The sequence below is a fragment of the Altererythrobacter chaiwopuensis genome, from assembly GCF_054957755.1.
Map to the genome: position 1 here is coordinate 1,009,607 of NZ_JBTXJG010000001.1, position 20,394 is coordinate 1,030,000.

Annotated in this window: 20 protein-coding genes (1 of these 20 running past the window's edge); 9 read left to right on the forward strand and 11 right to left on the reverse strand. The window is 61.8% G+C overall.

Features of this window, described 5'->3' with window-relative positions; genetic code table 11:
- Genes thiD through glmM form a run of 3 tightly spaced genes read right to left on the reverse strand, consistent with a single transcriptional unit; the run spans position 1 to position 2,368 of the window.
- Positions 1 to 810, reverse strand: coding sequence for a bifunctional hydroxymethylpyrimidine kinase/phosphomethylpyrimidine kinase (gene thiD, locus ACX2DJ_RS04985; RefSeq protein WP_462571329.1), 810 nt, complete (start codon positions 808 to 810; stop codon positions 1 to 3).
- Positions 807 to 1,031: a DUF1272 domain-containing protein gene (locus tag ACX2DJ_RS04990; protein WP_462571330.1), complete on the reverse strand. Its 225-nt coding sequence runs from the start codon at positions 1,029 to 1,031 to the stop codon at positions 807 to 809. Before ACX2DJ_RS04990 ends, thiD begins: the two co-directional genes overlap by 4 nt.
- A complete protein-coding gene (glmM, locus tag ACX2DJ_RS04995; protein ID WP_462571331.1) occupies positions 1,031 to 2,368 on the reverse strand; it encodes a phosphoglucosamine mutase in 1,338 nt (445 codons plus the stop codon). Before glmM ends, ACX2DJ_RS04990 begins: the two co-directional genes overlap by 1 nt.
- Before the next feature lie 94 nt (positions 2,369 to 2,462).
- On the opposite strand from glmM, the gene ACX2DJ_RS05000 reads away from it, so the two are divergent.
- A complete protein-coding gene (locus tag ACX2DJ_RS05000) occupies positions 2,463 to 3,716 on the forward strand; it encodes a dicarboxylate/amino acid:cation symporter (protein ID WP_462571332.1) in 1,254 nt (417 codons plus the stop codon).
- Between the two features lie 114 nt (positions 3,717 to 3,830).
- Positions 3,831 to 4,442: a superoxide dismutase gene (locus ACX2DJ_RS05005; RefSeq protein WP_462571333.1), complete on the forward strand. Its 612-nt coding sequence runs from the start codon at positions 3,831 to 3,833 to the stop codon at positions 4,440 to 4,442.
- A 47-nt stretch (positions 4,443 to 4,489) separates the two neighbouring features.
- Here ACX2DJ_RS05005 and ACX2DJ_RS05010 read toward each other — a convergent pair whose 3' ends face one another.
- Positions 4,490 to 5,098 carry a sigma-70 family RNA polymerase sigma factor gene (locus ACX2DJ_RS05010; protein ID WP_462571334.1) on the reverse strand — a complete coding sequence of 203 codons (609 nt, stop codon included), beginning with the start codon at positions 5,096 to 5,098 and terminating at the stop codon, positions 4,490 to 4,492.
- Positions 5,098 to 5,295 (reverse strand): NepR family anti-sigma factor, encoded by a 198-nt coding sequence (locus ACX2DJ_RS05015; RefSeq protein ID WP_462571335.1) that lies wholly within the window; start codon positions 5,293 to 5,295, stop codon positions 5,098 to 5,100. The genes ACX2DJ_RS05010 and ACX2DJ_RS05015 overlap by 1 nt, the downstream gene beginning before the upstream one ends.
- Before the next feature lie 131 nt (positions 5,296 to 5,426).
- Here ACX2DJ_RS05015 and ACX2DJ_RS05020 point away from each other — a divergent pair, with 131 nt between their 5' ends.
- Positions 5,427 to 7,109 (forward strand): CHASE domain-containing protein, encoded by a 1,683-nt coding sequence (locus ACX2DJ_RS05020; protein WP_462571337.1) that lies wholly within the window; start codon positions 5,427 to 5,429, stop codon positions 7,107 to 7,109.
- A gap of 5 nt (positions 7,110 to 7,114) precedes the next feature.
- Here ACX2DJ_RS05020 and ACX2DJ_RS05025 read toward each other — a convergent pair whose 3' ends face one another.
- Both ACX2DJ_RS05025 and ACX2DJ_RS05030 read right to left on the reverse strand, forming a co-directional pair.
- Positions 7,115 to 7,906 carry a response regulator gene (locus tag ACX2DJ_RS05025; RefSeq protein WP_462571338.1) on the reverse strand — a complete coding sequence of 264 codons (792 nt, stop codon included), beginning with the start codon at positions 7,904 to 7,906 and terminating at the stop codon, positions 7,115 to 7,117.
- A gap of 298 nt (positions 7,907 to 8,204) precedes the next feature.
- Positions 8,205 to 9,365 carry an N-acetyltransferase gene (locus ACX2DJ_RS05030; RefSeq protein WP_462571341.1) on the reverse strand — a complete coding sequence of 387 codons (1,161 nt, stop codon included), beginning with the start codon at positions 9,363 to 9,365 and terminating at the stop codon, positions 8,205 to 8,207.
- A gap of 160 nt (positions 9,366 to 9,525) precedes the next feature.
- Here ACX2DJ_RS05030 and ACX2DJ_RS05035 point away from each other — a divergent pair, with 160 nt between their 5' ends.
- Positions 9,526 to 10,626: a fatty acid desaturase family protein gene (locus ACX2DJ_RS05035; RefSeq protein WP_462572555.1), complete on the forward strand. Its 1,101-nt coding sequence runs from the start codon at positions 9,526 to 9,528 to the stop codon at positions 10,624 to 10,626.
- A gap of 46 nt (positions 10,627 to 10,672) precedes the next feature.
- Here the strand turns inward: ACX2DJ_RS05035 and ACX2DJ_RS05040 are convergent, their stop codons facing one another.
- Both ACX2DJ_RS05040 and ACX2DJ_RS05045 read right to left on the reverse strand, forming a co-directional pair.
- Entirely contained in the window at positions 10,673 to 11,206 is a 534-nt protein-coding gene (locus ACX2DJ_RS05040) for a YceD family protein (protein WP_462571342.1), read from the reverse strand.
- Positions 11,203 to 11,733, reverse strand: coding sequence for a ubiquinol-cytochrome C chaperone family protein (locus tag ACX2DJ_RS05045; protein WP_462571343.1), 531 nt, complete (start codon positions 11,731 to 11,733; stop codon positions 11,203 to 11,205). Before ACX2DJ_RS05045 ends, ACX2DJ_RS05040 begins: the two co-directional genes overlap by 4 nt.
- Positions 11,734 to 11,916: 183 nt before the next feature.
- Between ACX2DJ_RS05045 and ACX2DJ_RS05050 the strand changes: the two genes are divergently transcribed.
- The 5 genes from ACX2DJ_RS05050 (at position 11,917) to ACX2DJ_RS05070 (ending at position 17,687) form a co-directional block, all read left to right on the forward strand.
- Positions 11,917 to 12,393, forward strand: coding sequence for an outer membrane protein assembly factor BamE (locus ACX2DJ_RS05050; protein WP_462571344.1), 477 nt, complete (start codon positions 11,917 to 11,919; stop codon positions 12,391 to 12,393).
- Positions 12,394 to 12,442: 49 nt separating this feature from the next.
- Entirely contained in the window at positions 12,443 to 13,015 is a 573-nt protein-coding gene (hslV, locus tag ACX2DJ_RS05055) for an ATP-dependent protease subunit HslV (protein ID WP_462571345.1), read from the forward strand.
- Positions 13,016 to 13,029: 14 nt separating this feature from the next.
- Entirely contained in the window at positions 13,030 to 14,331 is a 1,302-nt protein-coding gene (gene hslU, locus ACX2DJ_RS05060; protein ID WP_462571346.1) for an ATP-dependent protease ATPase subunit HslU, read from the forward strand.
- Positions 14,328 to 14,735 carry an ACT domain-containing protein gene (locus ACX2DJ_RS05065; RefSeq protein ID WP_462571347.1) on the forward strand — a complete coding sequence of 136 codons (408 nt, stop codon included), beginning with the start codon at positions 14,328 to 14,330 and terminating at the stop codon, positions 14,733 to 14,735. The genes hslU and ACX2DJ_RS05065 overlap by 4 nt, the downstream gene beginning before the upstream one ends.
- 102 nt (positions 14,736 to 14,837) lie before the next feature.
- Entirely contained in the window at positions 14,838 to 17,687 is a 2,850-nt protein-coding gene (locus ACX2DJ_RS05070) for a M16 family metallopeptidase (protein ID WP_462571348.1), read from the forward strand.
- 12 nt (positions 17,688 to 17,699) lie between these two features.
- On the opposite strand, the gene ACX2DJ_RS05075 is transcribed toward ACX2DJ_RS05070, so the two are convergent.
- Both ACX2DJ_RS05075 and ACX2DJ_RS05080 read right to left on the reverse strand, forming a co-directional pair.
- Positions 17,700 to 19,517: an ABCB family ABC transporter ATP-binding protein/permease gene (locus tag ACX2DJ_RS05075; RefSeq protein ID WP_462571349.1), complete on the reverse strand. Its 1,818-nt coding sequence runs from the start codon at positions 19,515 to 19,517 to the stop codon at positions 17,700 to 17,702.
- Between the two features lie 63 nt (positions 19,518 to 19,580).
- Positions 19,581 to 20,394, reverse strand: partial view of an aspartyl protease family protein gene (locus ACX2DJ_RS05080; protein ID WP_462571351.1) — the 3' portion only. It continues 167 nt past the right edge of the window; 814 of the gene's 981 nt are visible here — the last part of the coding sequence; its start codon lies beyond the right edge, outside the window; it ends in the stop codon at positions 19,581 to 19,583.

Genomic DNA, 20,394 nt, shown 5'->3' on the forward strand with positions numbered 1-20,394 from the left:
CTAGCTGCCGCGCACTGCCTGGTGCCCAAGCGGTCCGTTGCCCTCACCGAATCCTGGCGCAGCTTCGATCGCGCGGTAGACGAAATTGCGCGCCAGCGTGATCGCGTGCTCCAGCGGTTGCCCATGGCCCAGCAAGGTCGCGATCGCCGCCGAGAGCGTGCAGCCGGTGCCATGCGTATGGCGTGTCTCAATTCGTCTGTGGCTGTACTGCAGCGCCTTGCCATCGGGCGCGACCAGCATGTCGATCACCTGGCTCGTATCGGTATGCCCCCCCTTGGCCAGCACATGCGCGCCATAGGCCTGGGCAAGCTGGGCTGCGGCGCTTTCCATCAACCCCGTGTCGCGCAGTTCGCGTTCGGCCATATGCTCAAGTTCGGGCAAATTCGGAGTGATCAGCGTGGCCCGGCTGAACAGCATGTCTTCGATTGCGGCCATGGCATCGGGTGCGATCAGCGGTGAACCGGAAGTTGCGATCATCACTGGGTCGAGCACCACAGGCGTGCCTTGGGGCAAGGCATCCAGCGCTGCCGCAACATGCTCGATAATGTCGCGATCATGCAGCATTCCGATCTTGACCGCATCGACCCCGATATCCTCAACACATGACGCGATTTGTTGCGCTACGAAGGCGCCGCTCATGGGCACGATCGCCTGAACGCCCACGGTGTTTTGCGCAGTGGCGGCAGTGATCGCCGTCATCGCATAGCCGCCCAGCATGGTGATGGTCTTGATATCGGCCTGGATCCCCGCACCGCCAGACGAATCCGAACCGGCGATGCTGAGGATGCGGGGAGGGGGGCTGGTAGTCATCCCTTGAATTTGCGCTCAGTCGAAGGCGGGAACTTCTGGTGCAGCTTCTTGGCGCGGGTGGGCCGGTCCATCAATTCGCCGCCGCAATTGGGGCAGGTATCGTCCATCGTCTCGGCACAGGTGGCACAGAAAGTGCACTCAAAGCTACAGATGAAGGCACCCGGCACCTCGGCCGGCAGGTCGCCGCCGCAACGCTCGCAATCGGGCCGCATCTCAAGCATCACCCAGCCTCCTGCACTGCGGTGCAAATGCGCTCGACGATGGTCTTGACCTGAGCTGCGTCGTCACCCTCGGCCATCACGCGGATAACCGGTTCGGTGCCTGAAGGCCGGATGACCAGCCGTCCCTTGCCTGCCAGCTCCGCCTCGGCCGCTGCAATCACCGCCTTGACCGAAGCGTGCTCTAGCGGCGCGCCGCCACTAAAGCGTACATTCCGGAGCAACTGCGGCACCGGATCGAACAGGTGCAGCAGCTCACTGGCCGGTTTGCCCGAGCGCACCAGTCCTGCCAGCACGCGCAGCGCCGCAACCGTGCCGTCACCGGTGGTCGCATGATCCAGCAGGATCATGTGGCCCGATTGCTCGCCGCCAAGGTTGAAGCCGCCTTCCTTCATTCGTTCGAGCACATAGCGATCCCCTACCTTGGTCCGCTCGAGCGTGAGCCCCAGCCCGGCAAGGTAACGCTCGAGCCCGAGGTTCGACATTACCGTGGCAACCACCCCGCCGCCTGTGAGCGTACCCTTTTCAAGCATGCGGGTGGCGATCAGCGCCATCAGCTGGTCGCCATCAACCTTGGCGCCTTTCTCATCGACCACGATCAGCCGGTCGGCATCGCCATCGAGCGCAATGCCGACATCCGCGCCTTCTTCAAGCACCCGGGCTTGCAGCGCTTCGATCGCGGTCGAGCCGACCCCGGCATTGATATTGAGCCCGTTGGGGCTGACGCCGATTGCGACAACTTCGGCGCCCAGCTCCCAGATCGCGGTGGGGGCAACCTGGTAGGCCGCGCCATGCGCGCAATCGATCACCACCTTCAGGCCGTCGAAGCGGATGTCGGACGCGACCGACTGCTTGACCGCGTGGATATAGCGCCCCTGCGCATCGTCGACCCGGCGCGCGCGCCCGATCCGCGCCGGCTCGGCCAGCCTGGGCTCGGCCTCGATCAACGCCTCGATCGCCATTTCGTCTGTATCGGACAGCTTGAACCCGTCAGGCCCGAACAGCTTGATGCCGTTGTCCTCATAGGGATTATGGCTGGCGGAAATCATCACGCCCATGTCGGCGCGCATTTCGCGCGTCAGCATGGCAATGGCAGGCGTGGGCAGCGGGCCGGTGAGGATAACATCCATCCCCACGCTGGTGAACCCGGCCACCAATGCATTTTCCATCATATAGCCCGACAGGCGCGTGTCCTTGCCGATCACCACACGGTGCCGGTGGTCACCGCGTGCGAAATGGGCGCCGGCGGCCTGACCCACTCGCATCGCCATGGCGGCGGTCATCACCCCTTCGTTGGTGCGCCCCCTGATCCCGTCTGTACCGAAGAACTTGCGTCCCATCTCTCGTGCTGTCTCCGCCTGGTTTGCGCGCTGCAGATTGCCAGCCGCTTGTGGCGCGGTTATCGCGCGAAGGGAAGGGCATGAAAGGCAGAAATTGACCGCGACACAGACAGGCCGCTTCGAACTGGCGACGATCCACCTGCCGGTGGGATGGACCTTTGCCGGACTTGTTGCCGGCTTGCTTGCCGGAATGGCCCTGTCTGAAGGGTCGCTTATCGGCCCATTGCTCGAATGGACCAGCCCGTTTGGTAGCCTTTGGCTGCGCGCGCTCCAGATGACGATCATCCCGCTCGTGGCCGCCTTGCTGGTGCTGGGGATTGCGCAGCTAGTGTCGGCGGCGAGCGCGGGTGCGGCAGCGCGGCGCATGTTGCTGCTGGTATTCGGCGTGCTCATCGCAAGTGGGGCGATTGCGGCAATCATGATGCCGCTGCTGCTGGAAATTGCGCCAATTCCGGCTTCGGCCTCTGCCTTTTTGGCAGAGACGCCGCAGCAGGCGCAGGATGTGCCCGCGCTGGCGGATTTTGTCGCTTCGCTTGTCGCGCCCAATGTCATCGCCGCTGCGGCGGAAACGGCCATGCTGCCGCTGACGATATTCTTTGCCCTGTTCGCGGTTGCGATCACCCGGCTTCCGGCGGAGCAATCAGCGACCTTGCTGGGATTTTTTCATGCGCTTGCCAATGCCATGCTGATGATCATCGGCTGGGTGCTGTGGCTGGCACCTGCGGGCGTATTCGCGTTGGCGCTGGGCGTGGCGGCGCGCGCAGGGGGCGGGGCCTTTGCGGCGCTGGGCCATTACATATTGGTTGTGAGCGCGATGGGCGGCTTCGTGTTGGTCGGTGGATATCTGGTGGCCTGGCTGCTTGGCGGGATCAGCCCCTGGAGGTTTGCCCGCGCCATCCTGCCTTCGCAGGCGGTGGCTGTTTCCACCCAGAGCTCGCTTGCCAGCCTTCCCGCCATGCTCGACAGCTCGGCGCGGTTGGGGCTGCGCCAGAGCATTGCCGAATTCGTATTGCCGCTGGCGGTGGCGATCTTTCGCGCCACCAGCCCGGCGATGAATATGGCGGTGGCGATCTATGTCGCGCATTTGGCTGGAATTGCCTTGACGCCAACCTTGCTGATCGCGGGGATCGGGGTGGCGCTGATCATCAGCATTGGATCAGTCAGCCTGCCCGGATCGATAAGCTTCGTCGTTTCGATCGGACCAATCGCCATCGCCATGGGCGTGCCGATCGAGCCGCTGGCTTTGCTGGTCGCGGTTGAGATGTTGCCTGACATCATGCGCACTCTCGCCAATGTCACGATGAACGTCGCCGTGGCGAGCGTGGTGGACCGTGTGAAACACGATTGAGCCAAGGCAGTTCACGGCCGATTGCAATCTTTGCAAGTTAAAACGTGCAACCCTGCTCTCATCTGTGCGTTCATTAGGTGAACTCTTTCATCTTTCGCCAGAAACGGAGCAACTATGTCTTTCAAGCTTATCCCCCTACCGTTTGATTCAAGCGCGCTTGAACCGGCCATTTCGGCCGAGACCCTGTCCTACCATTATGACAAGCACCACAAAGCCTATGTCGACAAGACCAATGCCGCGATCGAAGGCACGATGCATATGGGCAAGCCGCTGGAAGAGATCATCGCTGCGGCGCGCGGTTCCGAAGAAGGCCTGTTCAACAACGCCGCGCAAAGCTGGAATCACGCCTTTTACTGGCATTCGCTCAGCCCGGATGGCGGTGAGCCATCCAAAGAGTTGATTGCAAAGATCGATGAGGCGTTTGGTTCGCTCGATGGCCTGAAAGAGCAGTTGAAAACGCGCGGTGCAGGACATTTCGGCAGCGGCTGGATCTGGCTGGCGGAGAAGGATGGCCGGCTCTCGATCAAGGAAACCCATGATGGCGACACGCTGGCGGACGGTGACTTCAACCCACTGCTGACGATCGACGTGTGGGAGCACGCCTATTATCTCGATCACCAGAACAAGCGCCCGGCCTATCTTGACGCGGTGATCGACGGGAAGCTCAACTGGATCTTTGCGTCGGAAAATCTCTCGCGCGGTTCGATCTGGACCTATCCCGAATAGGCGCGGGCCAAATCAATATACTGCGACCGCCAGGAATTGGCCTGGCGCTAGTTTTCGGCGATTGCTTTCTGCCGGGCGGCGAGTTCATCAAGTTCCTCAAGGATCGCGCGATGCGCGCCTGTATCCTTGCTTGACCTGTGTGGGATAGAACCATCTTCCATCATCGCATTGAGCGTGGCGCGCGCGCGCCCAACGCGGCTCTTGATGGTTCCAATCGCACAATCGCAAATATTGGCGGCCTCTTCGTAAGAGAATCCGCCCGCACCCACGAGCAGCAGCGCCTCGCGACGTTCGGGAGGCAGGGTTTGCAGCGCACGGTGCAAATCGGCCAGATGAATCGGATCTTCCTGCCCGGCGGGGGCAGTGAGAATGCGTTCGGCCACCGTTTCGTCATAATCGCCGCGGAATCGGTTTCGGCGCATGTCGGTGAGGTAGGCGTTGCGCAGGATCACGAATGTCCATGCGCGCATTGACGTGCCGGGTTCAAAGCGCTCTTGCGCGGCCCACGCTTTCAGCATGGTTTCCTGAACCAGGTCGTCGGCCATATCGGGCCGCCCGCATAATCCGCGCGCAAAAGCGCGAAGATGCGGAATGACCGCCGTCAGCTCACGCTTGAAATCCGCTATCTCTGTGGCACTGCGCTGGTCCCTTGCCATCAGGATGATCCGTTCGCGGATGGGTCATCAAGCCTGTTCAGCAAATCCTTGAAGCTATCTGGCAAAGGTTCATCGACGACCGAATCGTAAAGCGCGCGCAGCCCGTCAGCCCAATCGGGTCTGCGATGCTTGCAGGCAGCGCGGCGCGCGCCGCTTTTGGGCGGCGACTTTTCCGGATTGTGCTTGTCTGCTGCCATCGCGTGCCTGTGCTGTGTTACCTTTGCCCCATTGGCTCGCACCCCTATGTGTCGGTAGTGCGGCACTGGAAGGGGAACGAGAGTCGCTCTCTATGGTTCCCTTCCTGATCGGAGGATAATGCAAATTCGCGATGCGTGATAGCGATGAGACAGCAACGGAACGGCTGCGGCGCGCGCGCGCCATGCGCTGGCTGGCGCGCTATCCGCGTGCTGCTCCGCTTGCTATCTTCTTTGCAATTGCCATGATCACCGGCTTCAGCGTGGTCGCCATCGAGGCGGGCGAGGACCAACGTGACCGTGCGATCATGCGCGAGGTTGCGCTGTCGGTTGCTTCTGCGCTTGACCGCCGCGGAAGCGTGGCGGTGGCTTATCTGCGCGCCGGTTCGGCCTTGTTCTCGACCAAGGATGAAGTGCCGCTGTCATTGTTTCGCCGATTTGCTGGCGAACTCAGGCTGCATGCTGACGATCGCGGATCGGAAGGGATCGGCTGGGCTGAAGTTGTACCGCTTGAACGGCTTGCGGCTTTCGAAGCCGAAGCCAGCGCAGAGCTTGGCGCGCCATTCAGGGTACGGCGGGCACCGGGCGCGACTGGCGACATTGTGGTGCCGGTTACCTTTCTAAAGCCTGATACGCCGCGCAGCCGCCAGGCAATCGGCTTTGACCTTTATTCCGAACCGGTACGCCGCGCCGCAATGGATGAAGCAGCGCGCCTTGTTCGCCCGACTGCCACCGGGAAACTGGTGCTGGCACAAGAGAGAGATGATGAAGCAGCCGGTTTCCTGATCTTTATGCCGGTGTTCGAAACAACCCCGCAAGGCCGACGGCTAAAGGGCTTCATCTATAGCCCTTTTGATGCGCAGTATTTCCTTAGTTCGGCGATGGACATTTCGGCTCACCGCCACATGGGTGTGCGCCTGTATGACGGACCTGCGGAACCTGCCAACCTCCTTGCCAATCATGCCCCGCAGGTGACATCCGGCAAGGTGATGGTCCAGCAGGTCAGCATCGGGAATCATCCGTTACTGATAGAGATCGAATCCGCCCGCACGGGCAGCCTTTCGCCGCTTTCCATGGCGACGCTGCTGTTCGGGCTTGCGGTTGCCAGTCTGCTCATGATGCTCGCACGCTTGCTTACCCGGCAAGCGCTGGAAGACGAAGCCTCGCTGGCTTTTTTCGAGGAGCAGAACTCGATCCGAAACTCGCTGACGCGCGAACTCAACCACCGGGTCAAGAATACGCTGGCAAGCATATTGTCGATCATCTCGCTGACACGGCGGCGGACCGATGATCTCGATGAATTCGTCGACGGACTTGAAGGCCGGGTGCGGGCGCTTTCCGCCACACACGATCTGCTTACCCAATCCGATTGGGGCACCACCCCTGTCCGCTCCGTGATCGAAGCTGAGATAGCTCCCTATGCCGGGGCAGATGCCAATATCAGGCTGGAGGGCCCCGAAATTGAACTCGCCCCCAATGATGCGCTGTCGCTGGGGCTTGCGGTACACGAATTGACCACCAATGCGGCGAAATATGGCGCGCTTAGCGAACCTGGGGGACGTGTTACTATAGACTGGCAACGCGAGCGCGATGATCTGGTGCTGGTGCGTTGGCAGGAGCGTGGCGGCCCGCCTGTCGATCAGGATCGCAAGCGAGGTTTCGGAACCGATCTGATCGAGAAGATTGTCGCACACGAACTGCGCCAGCCGGTCGATTTGCAGTTCGAACCTGAGGGGGTAACTTGCACCCTGCGCGTGCCGGTGCGGGTTCGCAGCGCCTTCCAGATCCGCGAGCGACTGGCCCGGCTGATTGACTGAGAACCTCAGGCAGCCGGTGTGTTTTCCCTGAAGAACAGAGCCTGGCTGATCGTGGTGCGGATGCTGCGTTCCTGGAACGGTTTGGTGACAAGATAGGTTGGTTCGGGCCGATCCCCGGTCAGCAGCCGTTCGGGGTATGCAGTGATGAAGATTACAGGCACCTTCGCGATGGCAAGTATGTCGTCGACCGCGTCGAGGCCCGATGAGCCGTCGGCAAGCTGGATGTCGGCCAGCACCAGGCCGGGCATGGCTTCGGCCACAGCATCGCGTGCCTGAGTGCGGGTGGCGGCGGTCGCGAATACATCGTGGCCGAGCGATTTGACGAGGCCTTCAAGCTGCATTGAGATCAGCGGTTCGTCCTCGATAATCAGCACGCTGGTTACGGATTCACGGTCGATCTCTGCCACCGCTTCGTCTACCAGCTGTTCGACCTCTGCGGTGGAAATACCCAGAATCTCGCCTGTCTGCGAAGGGCTGAACTCTTCCAGCGTTGTCAGCAACAATGCCTGCCGGTTGAGCGGGGTGACAGCCCCGAGCATGGCCTGCGCGGCGCCTTCGCGCCCGCCCGCACTCCCCGATGTTGCAGCACCTCCGGCAATAGAGGACCACAATCTCGTGAACGCGCGGTAGAGCGGGACGCGGCCTCCGGCCAGGCTAGCCTTGAGTTCATCGTCGGCCAGGGCCGCTTGCAGCGTAGCGCGAACGAAATTGTCCCCGCTCTCCTGCGAGCCGCACAGTGCGCGGGCATAGCGGCGCAAATAGGGGAGATTTGCGGCAATCTGAGTGCTCAACGACATTGTGTCCCTTCCCGAACGGTGCATCGCATCCAACGAATTTGGCGGAAGTATGTTCCTTGACCGAAGCTGGATAGTTTGCGGCCAAGGCTTATCCAATGTTCGCTGGCCGGTTCCAACAGGTACCACGCAGGTAGGCGCAAAAAATTTTTTCAAAGCCGGGGAACCGAGCTGGATTTGCGTCATTTCTTCAATATCACCGCCGCGACCCCCTCCCGTCCAAGCGTCGGTGATGCAATCCCGAAGGCCTCCGTCCCTCATGACGGAGGCCTTTTTCGTGAACTGTTCATTCGTCGGCGCGTCAACCGAGCGTTTTCTCGAATACAACATATTCACGGTTGATCTTGCTGTCGATCGAATCGGCGATTGCCACCATTCCCCGGTTGTCATCCAGGATCCAGCCGATCTCGCCGCGCTTCGAGCCATAGATGGCCGCGGCATTGCGGCGGATCTGGCTGATCATCATGAAGGCAAGCTGGCTCGCGACGCGACTATTGTGCAATTCCTTCCTCACACCCATCAGCGGCACGCGCATTCCTGCATCCTTGGGATGGCGAAGCCAGCGCAGCAAATGGAACCAACCCAGCGGAAAGAGCTTCCCATCGATGCGTTTGAGCACCTGATTGATGTCAGGGAAAGTCAGCATGAAGGCCACCGGTTTGCCGTCCAGTTCCGCGATCATGTTGAGTGGCTCGAAGATGATCGGGCGCAATTTCTTGCCTGCATAGGCAACCTCTTCCGTCGTGAACGGCACGAAACCCCAATTGCTCGACCAGGCATCGTTGAGGATGTCGAGCACCACCGCGGCTTCCTCGTCCCAGCGCTTCTTTTCGACCGGACGCACGCGAATGCGCTCGTTGCGTTCGCCCGATTTGACGATCCTTTGGATCAGCGGCGGAAATTCCCTTGTTACGTCGAGATCGTAGGTGAGCAGCGATTTGGCATGTTCAAAGCCATAGCTTTCGATCCAGCCGCGATACTGCGCCGGATGATGCCCCATCATGATCATCGGCGCGTGATCCTGCCCCCGCACCAGCAAGCCGGGTTCTTCCCAGACTGACAGCGAAATGGGGCCGAGCACGCGGATCATGCCTTCATCGCGCAGCCATGCTTCGGCTGCTGCGAGCAGCGCGTGGGCAGCGGCTTCGTCCTCGGCATCGAAATAGCCGAACATCCCGGTGCCCGGACCAAAACCCTGCTCCGGCGGCATTTGCAGGGCGAGCTCGTCAATATGCGCGGAGATCCGCCCCAGCTGCTTGCCGCCGCGACTAGCAATGAAAAACTCGGCGCGCCCATGCCCGAAGAAAGGGTTGCGGCCTGGATCGATCAGTTCGATTTGTTCGCTGCGCAATTGCGGTACGCTATGCGGTTCCCGTGTGGCAAAGCTGCGCCCAAGATCAACAAACGCCGCGCGCCCGCGCTTGCCGCTCACCGGCTCTACTACTATATCGCTCGCGTTCACATGCATGTCCCGTTCAGATTGCCCAATCCATTTTGCGGTGCGTCAATGTGTGGTGAGAGAATGTCGCTTAAGCAAGCCATTCGATCACTCTTGCCAACAAGTCGCGTTTGTCCTCGCCCGCCGTTTTGCTGTAAGGCGCAGGCGAAACAGAGAATTGATGATGGAACAGACATTCGATCCCGGCGCAGTGTCCGACACCTCAAGAGTGCCAGCCACGCGTGCGCAGTTCATAAGCAGCGATGACAAGGATATGCTGCGTGTAGCGCGAGACCTGACCAGGGATCTGGGGCAGGCGAGTGGTGCGTGGTACTGGCCCGATATGCTGCTGTCTGCAGGCTTGGGCTATGGCGCGCTGGCCGGGGCCATTCTGGTGCAGAACACCGCGATCGCGGTGGCGCTTGGGATCGTGTCCGCACTGGCGCTTTATCGTGCGCTGATGTTCATCCACGAACTGACCCATATCCACCGCGATGCGCTGCCTGGTTTCCGCACTGCATGGAACCTGCTGGTCGGAATCCCGATGCTGGTGCCCAGCTTCATGTATGAAGGGGTCCACACCCTGCATCACAAGCGTACGCAATACGGGACGGTCGAGGATCCCGAATATCTTCCGCTGGCGTTGATGAAGCCGTGGAGCCTGCCAAGCTTTGTGCTGATTGCATTGCTCGCACCGATCGGCCTGCTGCTGCGCTTTGCCATACTGGTACCGCTGGGGGCGATAATCCCCCCGCTGCGCAAGATGTTTTGGGAGCGGGCCTCGGCGTTGATGATCAATCCTGATTTCCGTCGCAAGCCGCCAGAAGGCGCCTTTGCAAATCGTGTATTCTGGCTGGAACTGGGCGGTTTCGTGTGGGCATGGGTATTGATCGGCAGCACGCAGTTTATCGGCTGGCGTCCGCTGCTGATCGCGCTGGCGATCGTTTCGCTTACCGCAGTACTCAACCAATTGCGCACACTGGTTGCGCATCTGTGGGAGAATGACGGCAAACCGATGACGGTGACCGCGCAATTCCTCGACAGCGTGAACGTGCCGCCACCTGGCCTGGCCGCAGAGATATGGGCGCCAGTGGGCCTGCGCTATCACGCTCTGCACCACCTGATGCCTTCAATGCCCTATCATGCGCTGCCCGAGGCACACCGGCGGCTGAAGGCAGAACTGGGCCTGAACTCGACCTATGACGGGGCGAATCACAGCGGCATGATCGAACTGGTAGGGCGGATCGCGCGCAGTACCATGGGCGCAAGGCCATCAAGGCCGTAATGCGGTCAGCCCATGCGGCTACCTCAGCGCTCCTGCATTATAGTGATCAGTTCCGCTTCAATCCCTTAAGCGCTTCAGCCAGCGGCCCCGAAGGCGCATCGTCGCTGCTGATACCGGCTTCCTGCCGCACGCGTTCGGCATTGGGGCCTTCGGCATAGGGATCGATCGCCAAGCCCAGCGATTGGGCCACCGCTTCACCCAGGTCGAAACTGTCACCCGCATACTCGATCTCGTCGAGATCGTCGGCAGCGAGCTCGATCTCGATTTCGTCATCGCGCAGCAGAGCGGGGTCCACTCTGCCTTCTTCAACGAAGCGCAGCGCCAGCGGTTCGGTAATCGCGGTGCGAAATTCCTCGCCTGAAATGGCGCAGGTCTGGACGATCCTGGCTTCGAGCCGACCGGTGGCATGCACCGCCTTGCCATGCTGCTCCAGATCGACGCTGGCTGTAAGTGCATCGATTCGGGGCAGGCCAAACCGGTTCGCCAGCGCAGCGCGTTCTGCTTCACTCGCCTCGATCACCAGCGGGGCCGCCGGCAGTGGGCGCAGTTTGACGGTGCGCGAGAATTCGCTCGCGCTCATGGTATTGCATCCTCAAGCCCAAACTCGCCCGCAACCACCGCTTCCGCCGGGAGCGCAGCGAGCTGGCCGTGAAATCGCTGCAACCGCTTGGCCACGCAGGCGGGTGATCCGCCTTCGGTAAAGCTGACATTGCGTTCAATCGATGCTTCGAGCCTGGCCGTATCTCCGGCTGCCAGCGCCGGGCGGTAGGCACCCAGCCTTCCGCCGAGCACGCTCATCAGTCGGCCGATATGCTTGCCGACCACAACATCGTTGATGCCGAACTCGCGCAATTGCCCATCCATGTCCTCGACAAAGAATTCGCACAATAGCGCGCCTTCGCTGTGTTGACCGGCCGTCTCTAGCCGCACCACAACCGTACTAAGTATGGCCGTGATCATGTCGAAGCGTCCGCCAACGGTATCGGCCACCTTGCAACCGGCATACCACTGCGGATCGCGCGCCAGCTCCACCACCTTGTGCCACAATGGGCGCATCGTTTCGCGCGGGTCCGGGGCGGTGCCGAACAGTCTGGCAAGGAAGGACATGGCCTGAAAAGCTCCGTGGTGGCGGCGTTCAGCCGCAATTCAATTCGCTATGCCCAATGGCGGCAACACGCGGCGTTGCAAGCTGCGCGCCATCGCCGTAAGGCTTATGGCCGAACATATAGGATGGGTTGCGGCGCGGGCAATGCGCGTCGGCGCCCGAAGCAAAGAAGGTTTGCGTTTCGGATGGATAGGACGACGGCGTTCAAGATTGCCTTGGTGGCGGCACTGGGGATCGGCGTGACGGGCTGCACGTCAATTCGCGAATCACGCGGCTATGTGGTTGACGCGCTGCTGGTTGATGCCATCCAGCCGGGGATCGACAACCAGCGCTCGGTCGAAATGGCGCTGGGACGGCCCAGCTTCACAAGCGAATATGGCCAGCCGATCTGGTATTACGTCTCAAGCGTTACCGGGCGGCGACCGTTCGTGCGCCCTCAGATAAAGTCGCATTCTGTGCTGGCAGTGCAGTTTGACGAGGCGGGCAATGTCATTTCTGCCGAACGCAGCGGGATTGAGCAGGTGGCCTTCTTTACGCCCGATGGCGACAAGACCCCGACACTGGGCCGCGAGCGCGGCTTTCTGGAGGATTTGTTCGGTAATATCGGCCAGGTCGGCGCACCGGGTGCCGGCGGCGCCCCAGGCGGCCCCGGCGGCCCTTGAGCTCGCCGCATTGCTTGACCGGAGCTTGGCGCTCCCCATATCGCTCGGCATGAGCAATCAAAACGAAAGCCACGGCCTCATCCAGTGGCATGGCACCACCATCATTGGCGTGAAGCGCGGCAAGCGCACCGTGATCGCGGGCGACGGCCAGGTTTCAATGGGCAATACGGTGATGAAGCCCAATGCGCGCAAGGTCCGGCGCCTTGGTGAAGGCGGCCCCGAAAAAGGCAAGGTGATCGCCGGTTTCGCGGGTGCGACTGCCGATGCCTTCACCCTGTTCGAGCGGTTGGAAAAGAAACTCGAGCAATATTCCGGGCAGCTGCTGCGCGCCGCAGTGGAGCTGGCCAAGGACTGGCGTACCGACAAGTATTTGCGCAACCTCGAAGCATTGATGATCGTGGCGGACAAGGATGTACTGCTGGTGCTGACCGGAAATGGCGACGTGCTCGAACCCGAGGGCGGAATCGCTGCGATCGGATCGGGTGGCAATTTTGCGCTCGCCGCCGCCCGCGCGCTGGCCGATTATGAAGACGATCCGGAAGTGATTGCGCGCAAGGCGATGCAGGTTGCGGCCGATATCTGTGTCTTCACCAATGGCAATGTGACCCTCGAAGAAATCTGAGACTGTCCAGCAAAATGACCGATTCCCTAACCCCCAAGGCGATCGTCGCCGCGCTTGACGAGCATATCATCGGGCAAAAGGATGCCAAGCGCGCGGTCGCCGTCGCGCTGCGCAACCGCTGGCGGCGCCAGCGGCTCTCGCCCGAATTGCGCGACGAGGTGACGCCCAAGAACATCCTGATGATCGGCCCTACGGGCTGCGGCAAGACCGAGATCAGCCGCCGCCTGGCGAAGCTTGCCAATGCGCCTTTCGTCAAAGTCGAGGCGACCAAGTTCACCGAGGTCGGCTATGTCGGGCGCGATGTCGAACAGATCGCGCGCGACCTGGCCGAGGAGGCGATCCGGCTGGAAAAAGAGCGTCGCCGCGAGGCGGTGCGCGAGGCTGCCAGCAAGGCGGCGATGGACCGGCTGCTCAACGCGCTGGTGGGCGAGAACGCTTCGGAAGCGACGCGTGAGGCCTTTCGTGAGCGGATCGTGCAGAATGCAATGAACGATGTCGAAGTTGAAATCGACGTTGAAGAAGCGCCGCAAATGCCCTTCGACATGGGCAATATGGGCGGCAATGTCGGCATGATCGACTTGTCGGACATGTTCGGCAAGGCGATGGGCCGCAAGCCGACCAAGCGGCGCAAATTAAAGGTGCCCGATGCGTGGGACCGGCTGGTCGACGAAGAGGCCGACAAGCGGCTTGACCAGGACGATGTGGCGCAGGCCGCGCTGCGCAACGCAGAAGCCAATGGCATCGTGTTCCTGGACGAGATTGACAAGATCGCTGTTTCGGATGTGCGGGGTGGCAGCGTCAGCCGCGAGGGCGTGCAGCGCGATCTGCTGCCACTGATCGAAGGCACCACGGTGGCCACCAAATACGGCCCGATGAAAACCGACCACGTGCTGTTCATCGCCTCGGGCGCGTTTCATGTTGCCAAGCCATCCGACATGCTGCCCGAACTTCAGGGCCGCCTGCCGATCCGGGTCGAGCTGCGTGCGCTGACGGAAGAGGATTTCGTGCGTATCCTGTCCGAAACCCGAGCCAACCTGGTGCAGCAATATTGCGCGCTGCTGGGCACTGAAGAAGTCACGCTCGACATCACCGAGGATGCAATCTCGGAAGTGGCGAAGATTGCCGCGCAGGTGAACGAAAGCGTCGAGAACATCGGCGCGCGGCGCTTGCAGACGGTGATGGAGCGGCTGCTCGAGGAAATCAGCTTCGAGGCTGAAGAGCACGCGGGCGAGACGGTGAAGGTCGATGCCGCCTATGTCCGCGAGCGGCTGGCCGAACTTGCCGGCAACAGCGACCTCAGCAAGTATATCCTTTGACCGAGCCAGTCTCCAATCGGCGCGACATGCTGGCGCAGATGGGGCCGCGTCTCGACGAGCGCGCCTATTGTTTCATGCTGGTCGATCCCTCCAGCGCGCCGCAGGCGCTGGGCGCGGCAATCGGTACATTCCGCGAAGATGAAGGCGTTACTGCGATCGTGCCGGAAACGGTGGCGCGCGAGCTTGGCGAGCAAAGCCCGGCATTCGCGCGGATTACCTTGATGGTGCATTCCTCGCTCACCGGCTTCGGGCTAACGGCGTCAGTAACCAGCACACTGGCCGAACATGGCATCGCCTGCAATGTTATTGCGGCCTGGCACCACGATCACCTGTTCGTGCCTGTCGCTGAGGGCGAGCACGCGCTGCGTCTGCTCCAACAGTTGAGCGAAGACGCGCGTCGATAGGATTCTGCCGTTCGCAGACAATCCGCGCACAGCGGTTGATCTGGAACCGCTTCCCCGTCCAGACCATTATCGAAGAGAACTTTCGAAATTGGGGACTGACCGATGATCCGAAACACGATGATGGCCAGCGCTGCTGCAATAGCGCTGGCCCTGGGCGCACCGCTGGTAGCGCAGGGGAGCGCGGACGAGGAAGCGCCAGCGCTGTCTGCACCGAAGATCGAGTACACCCGCTGGGTACTTGGCAACGGGCTGCAGGTAATTGCGATCCCCGACAATTCGACTGCGAATGTCACCACTTCGCTGTGGTACGAGGTCGGCTCGAAGCACGATCCGCAAGGCCGTTCGGGCTTTGCGCATCTGTTCGAGCATATCCTCAGCCGCCAGACGCTGAACATGCCCTACAACATGATCAACAAGCTAACCGAGGATGTCGGCGGGAACCGCAATGCATCGACCTGGGTCGACCGCACCAATTACTTTGAAACTGTGCCTGCCGAATATCTCGAGACCATGTTGTGGACCCACCGCGAACGCATGGCCTATCCGGTGGTTGACAGTCTGGTGTTCGAGCGGGAGCGCAGCGTGGTGAAGGAAGAGCTGCGCCAGCGCGTGCTTGCGCCGCCCTATGGCAGGTTGCAGCGCTTCGTGATTTCGGAGAATGCGTTTGACTTGCTGCCGATGCGGCGGCCCGGCATCGGTTCTATCGAGGATCTCGATTCAACCACGCTCGAAGATGCGCGGGCATTCCACCAGGCCTATTACGGGCCTGACACTGCGACGCTGATCGTGGCGGGCAATTTCGATCTTGAGCGGCTGCGTAGTCTGGTCGATCAGTATTTCGCCGATATCCCGCGGCGGGCAAATCCGGTGAGCCTTGAGATTGAAGGCCAGGAACCGGTCCGCACCGTGCCGCGCACGGTCAACGCCACCGCGCCTAATGTGCCGCTGCCGGTGGTGGGCGGATTGTGGAAGGCGCCAGCGGCCACTCATCCTGATGCCGCGGCGATCGAGCTGCTTTCGGCGATCCTCGCGCGCGGAGACAATAGCCGCCTGCACCGCGCGCTGGTGCGCAGCGGCAAGGCCGTCGAGGCCGCGCATTTTGACCAGATGAGCGAGGATGGCGGGTTCATTGCGTCCTATATCGTGCTCAGCCCCGCAACCGACGTGGGCGAAGCCCGCGCGATACTCGACGCCGAGATCGAGCGGGTGCGCAGCGAACCGGTCAGCGAGGCGGAACTGCGCGAGGCTAAGAACGAGATCTTTGCGTCCGCGCTGTCGCAGCGCCAGACCGCACAGGGCCGGGCCTTTGAACTGGGCGAGGCGCTGGTTTCGACCGGAGACCCCGATGCCGCAGACAAAAGGCTAAAGGAGATCGCTACGGTCAGCGCCGCTGACGTGCAGCGAGTGGCGGTGCAGTGGCTGCGGCCAGAGGGCAAGGTCTCGATCACCTATACGGCGGGCGAAGATGACCCGTCGAGTTATGCCAATCCCAACCCGATGCCTCAATTCGGATCTGTCCCGCCAGCCACGGGCCAGCCGCTGGCGGTACGGCCCGAGGGCGAGCGCGCGGCGCCGCCACCGCCGATCGCCGCACCCGAAATGGTGCGCGCGCAGTTTGACGAGACGACGCTCGACAACGGCATCGCGCTGGTCTCTGCGCAGACCACCGACGTGCCGATCGCGACGATCACCGTCGTGCTGCCGGGCGGGGACGCGAGTGATCCGGCGGCCAAGGCTGGCCTTGCCGGGCTCGCGGCGAGCGTGGCGGACAAGGGTACCGCGAACCGCAGTGCCACTGAGATTGCTGCTGCGCTCGAATCGCTTGGCGCCAGCCTGGGCTTCAGCACAAACGCCGATGGCAGCTTCGTAAGCCTGACCGCGCCGACCGTGAACCTCGCGCAGGCCGGGGCGGTGATGGTCGACATCCTTCAGAATGCGAGCTTCCCGCAAGAGGAGTTCGAACGCGAGCGCAAGCGGGCGCTGGACGGATTGGTGGCGACGCTAACCGATCCGGGCGCGCTTGCCGGCATGGTCACGACGCGGGTGATGTATGGCGATGCGCCATATGGCCGGGTAGCCAGCCCCAACTCTCTGCCCGCGATCACGCGCGAGGACTTGGTCGCCCACCGCGAGACCTATTGGCATCCCGGCGCGGCCCGGATCGTGATCAGCGGCGGCCTTGCGGCCGGGGAAGCGCATGTGCTGGCCAATGAACTTTTCGGCAGTTGGACCTCGGATCGCCCGATCCCGCAGCCGGTGGCCGACCCTGCAGGTAGCGCGCCCGCACCGCGCACGCTGGTGATCGACATGCCGGATGCGGGCCAGGCAGCGGTGCTCGCGAGCGTGCGCGCATTGCCGCGCGACCATCCAGATTTCTACAAGCTGTGGCTGGCCAATACGGTGCTCGGCTCGGGCAGCAATGGCCGGTTGTTCGAGGAGGTGCGGACCAAGCGTGCGCTCAGCTATGGCGCCTATAGCTCGCTTGACACGCGTGCTGACGAAGCGACGCTGACCGCGCAGGCACAAACCAAGAATACCACCCCTGACGAAGTCGCCACGGTGTTTTTCGACCAGTTTACGCTGCTGGGCAGCGAGATGCTTGATGAGGATGCGCTGCAGAAACGGCGGCTATTCCTGGGCGGGGCACTGGCGCGCAGCCTTGAGACCAGCGGCGGCTTCAACGGCACCGTGGCCAGCCTGATGCTGCGCGGGATCGAACCGCAAGAAGCATTTCGCGTGGCAGATCGGCTAGCCAGCGTCAGCACTGCCGATGTCGCGCAGATGGCAGGCGAATTTCTCGCTCCAGCACGCGCCTCCCTGGTGGTCGTGGGCGACGCGCAATATTTCCTCGACGATCTGAAGGCACTGCGCGGCAATGTCGAAGTGATCCCCTTTGACGCGCTCGACCTGTCGAGCCCGGATTTGCGCAAGCCGACGGACGAAGCGGAGTAGGGTGCAGGCGGATTACTCGGCCGCTTCGGGCTGCGTCTCGCGCTCGGCGGCCTGGCGCGCCCACATGTCGGCATAAAGTCCGTCCGCAGCCAGCAGGTCAGAGTGCCGCCCGGCCTCGGCCAGCTTGCCGCGATCGAGCACCAGGATGCGATCGGCATCGGCGATGGTCGAAAGGCGGTGCGCGATGGCAATGGTGGTGCGACCCCGTGAAATACGGCGCAGTGTCCGCAGGATGTCCTGTTCGGTGCGGCTGTCGAGCGCGCTGGTCGCCTCATCCAGAAGCAGGATCGGCGGATTCTTCACTAGCGTCCGCGCGATCGCAACGCGCTGTTTCTCGCCGCCCGACAGCTTGAGCCCACGCTCGCCAACTTCGGTGGCAAAGCCCTGCGGCAATTGCTCGATGAAAGGCAGGATTGCGGCATCGCGTGCAGCGGCGAACACATCCTCTTCGCGCGCATCGCCGCTGCCATAGGCGATGTTGTAGCCGATGCTGTCGTTGAACAGCACGCTGTCCTGCGGGACGATGCCAATGTGGGCCCGCAAGCTTTCCTGCGTCACCGAGGCAATATCCTGTCCGTCGATAAGGATGCGCCCGCCCTGCGGATCGTAGAAGCGGAACAGCAGCCGTGCGATCGTGCTCTTGCCCGCACCCGAAGGGCCGACGATGGCCACGCTCGCCCCGGCGGGAACTTCGAAGCTGAGATTGTTCAGAATTGTGCGGTCAGGTTCATAGCCGAAGGTGACATGGTCAAAGGTGATGTGCGGGCGGCGGACCACCAGCGCCGGCGCTCCGGGGCGATCCTGGACCTCGACATCGGTATCCATCAGCTTGAACATTTCGCCCATGTCGACCAACCCTTGGCGGATGGAACGGTACACGAATCCCAGCATGTCGAGCGGGCGGAACAGCTGCAGCAGGTAAGTGTTGACGAACACCAGATCGCCCACGGTCAGCTGCCCCTGGCTCCAACCCCATACTGTATAGGCCATTGCGCCCGCCATCAGCAGGTTGGTAATCAGCGCTTGCGCGATGTTGAGCAGGCCGAGCGAGTTCTCGCTCTTGATCGCGGCTTCGGCATAGGCGCTCGCAGCCTGGCCATAGCGGGCCTGCTCGCGAGCTTCGGCGCCAAAATATTTCACTGTCTCGTAATTGAGCAGCGAATCGACCGCGCGGTGCAATGCCCTGCCGTCGAGTTCGTTCATCTCGCGGCGCAGCTTGGTGCGCCATTCGGTGATCCAGCGGGTTGTCAGGATATAGGATACAACCGCGAGGCCGGTCGCCGCGACCAGTTCCCACCCGAAATTGATGTAGAAAATCACACCCACGGCAATCAGTTCGATCGCGGTTGGCGCGATGTTGAAAAGCAGGAAGTAGAGCATCGTGTCGATGCTTTTGGTGCCGCGCTCGATCACCTTGGTCACTTCGCCGGTGCGCCGGTCCAGGTGAAACCGCAGAGACAAACGGTGGAGGCGGCGGAACACATCCTGCGCCAGGTGTAATGTGGCGATCTGCCCGACCCGTTCAAAGGCGATATTGCGCAGATTGTCGAAAGCGACAGCAGTAAATCGCCCCAGCCCGTATGCCAGCACCAGGGCCAGTGCGACCATCGCGCTCTCGCTGGTGGGCGTGGCCATCGCATCGACGGCATATTTATAGGCGAAGGGAAGGGCCAGCGTAACGCCCTTGGCTGCCAGCACGAATGCCATCGCGGCAATGATGCGGCGTTTCAGTGCGGGATTGTCGCGCGGCCACAAATAGGGAAGGAATCGCCGCAGGGTGTGCCAGCCATCGGCCTCGAGCGGGCGGTTATCCTCGGTGTCGGGTGGCATCGCTTGCCCCATGTGGGGGCAAGCGTCCGGCTAGGCAAGCATGGGTTTTGCCAAGGTGTGCGGTCAGATGCGCGAGGACGTGCGATTGCGGAGCTGTGCCTCGCGCGGCAGGTCAAACAGGATTTGCCGCTTGGCGAAATCGATTGCGATCCTGTCGAACAGCTGGAGATGCCGCATCCCCAGCGAAAGCACCGGGCGGTCGGTCAAGCCCAGAGCTTCAAAGGCTGGCGTATCGGCATAGGTGATCGGGACATTGGCCAATTCGAAACCGTTGATTTTGAGCGATCGTACATAGCTCAGCTCGCTGAGCAGCGCCACGCCATTGACATCGGTCGTTTCGATCATTTCGGCAGCCCGCCGCGAACGGATGCGTTCGCGCAGCGCCAGATTGCCCAGGCTCGTTTGTGCCCCGGTATCGATGATCACGGTGGCATGGACTCCCTCGATTATCGCATCGGTTATAAGCAACTGCCCCAGCTTGTTGCGCGCCCTCACGATGATCTCAAAGCCACGGTCGCTCGATTTCTCATGCGCATCCGAGACCGAAATCGTCTCGTTTCGAAAATCGATCACGACCCGGAAATCCTGCAAGGTATCGAGGCCGATAATGCCATCGGCACCAACATGCTGGCGCTGCAGCACCGGAGCCGCGATCCCGCCGATGGTACGTTTACCGACTTCAAGTTGGTCGAGCTCGACCAGTTCGACTGTACGCCGACTGGCCATCCCGACTACCGTTGCCGGTCCAAGCGACGGCAGCAAAATCTGGCGTGTCACCCGTTCTGTAACCGCAGTCGCCTGCGAGCCGGTATCGATCATGAAATTGTAAGGCCCGATCCCGTCGATTGTGACCGGTATCGTATAGCGCTGGAACCGG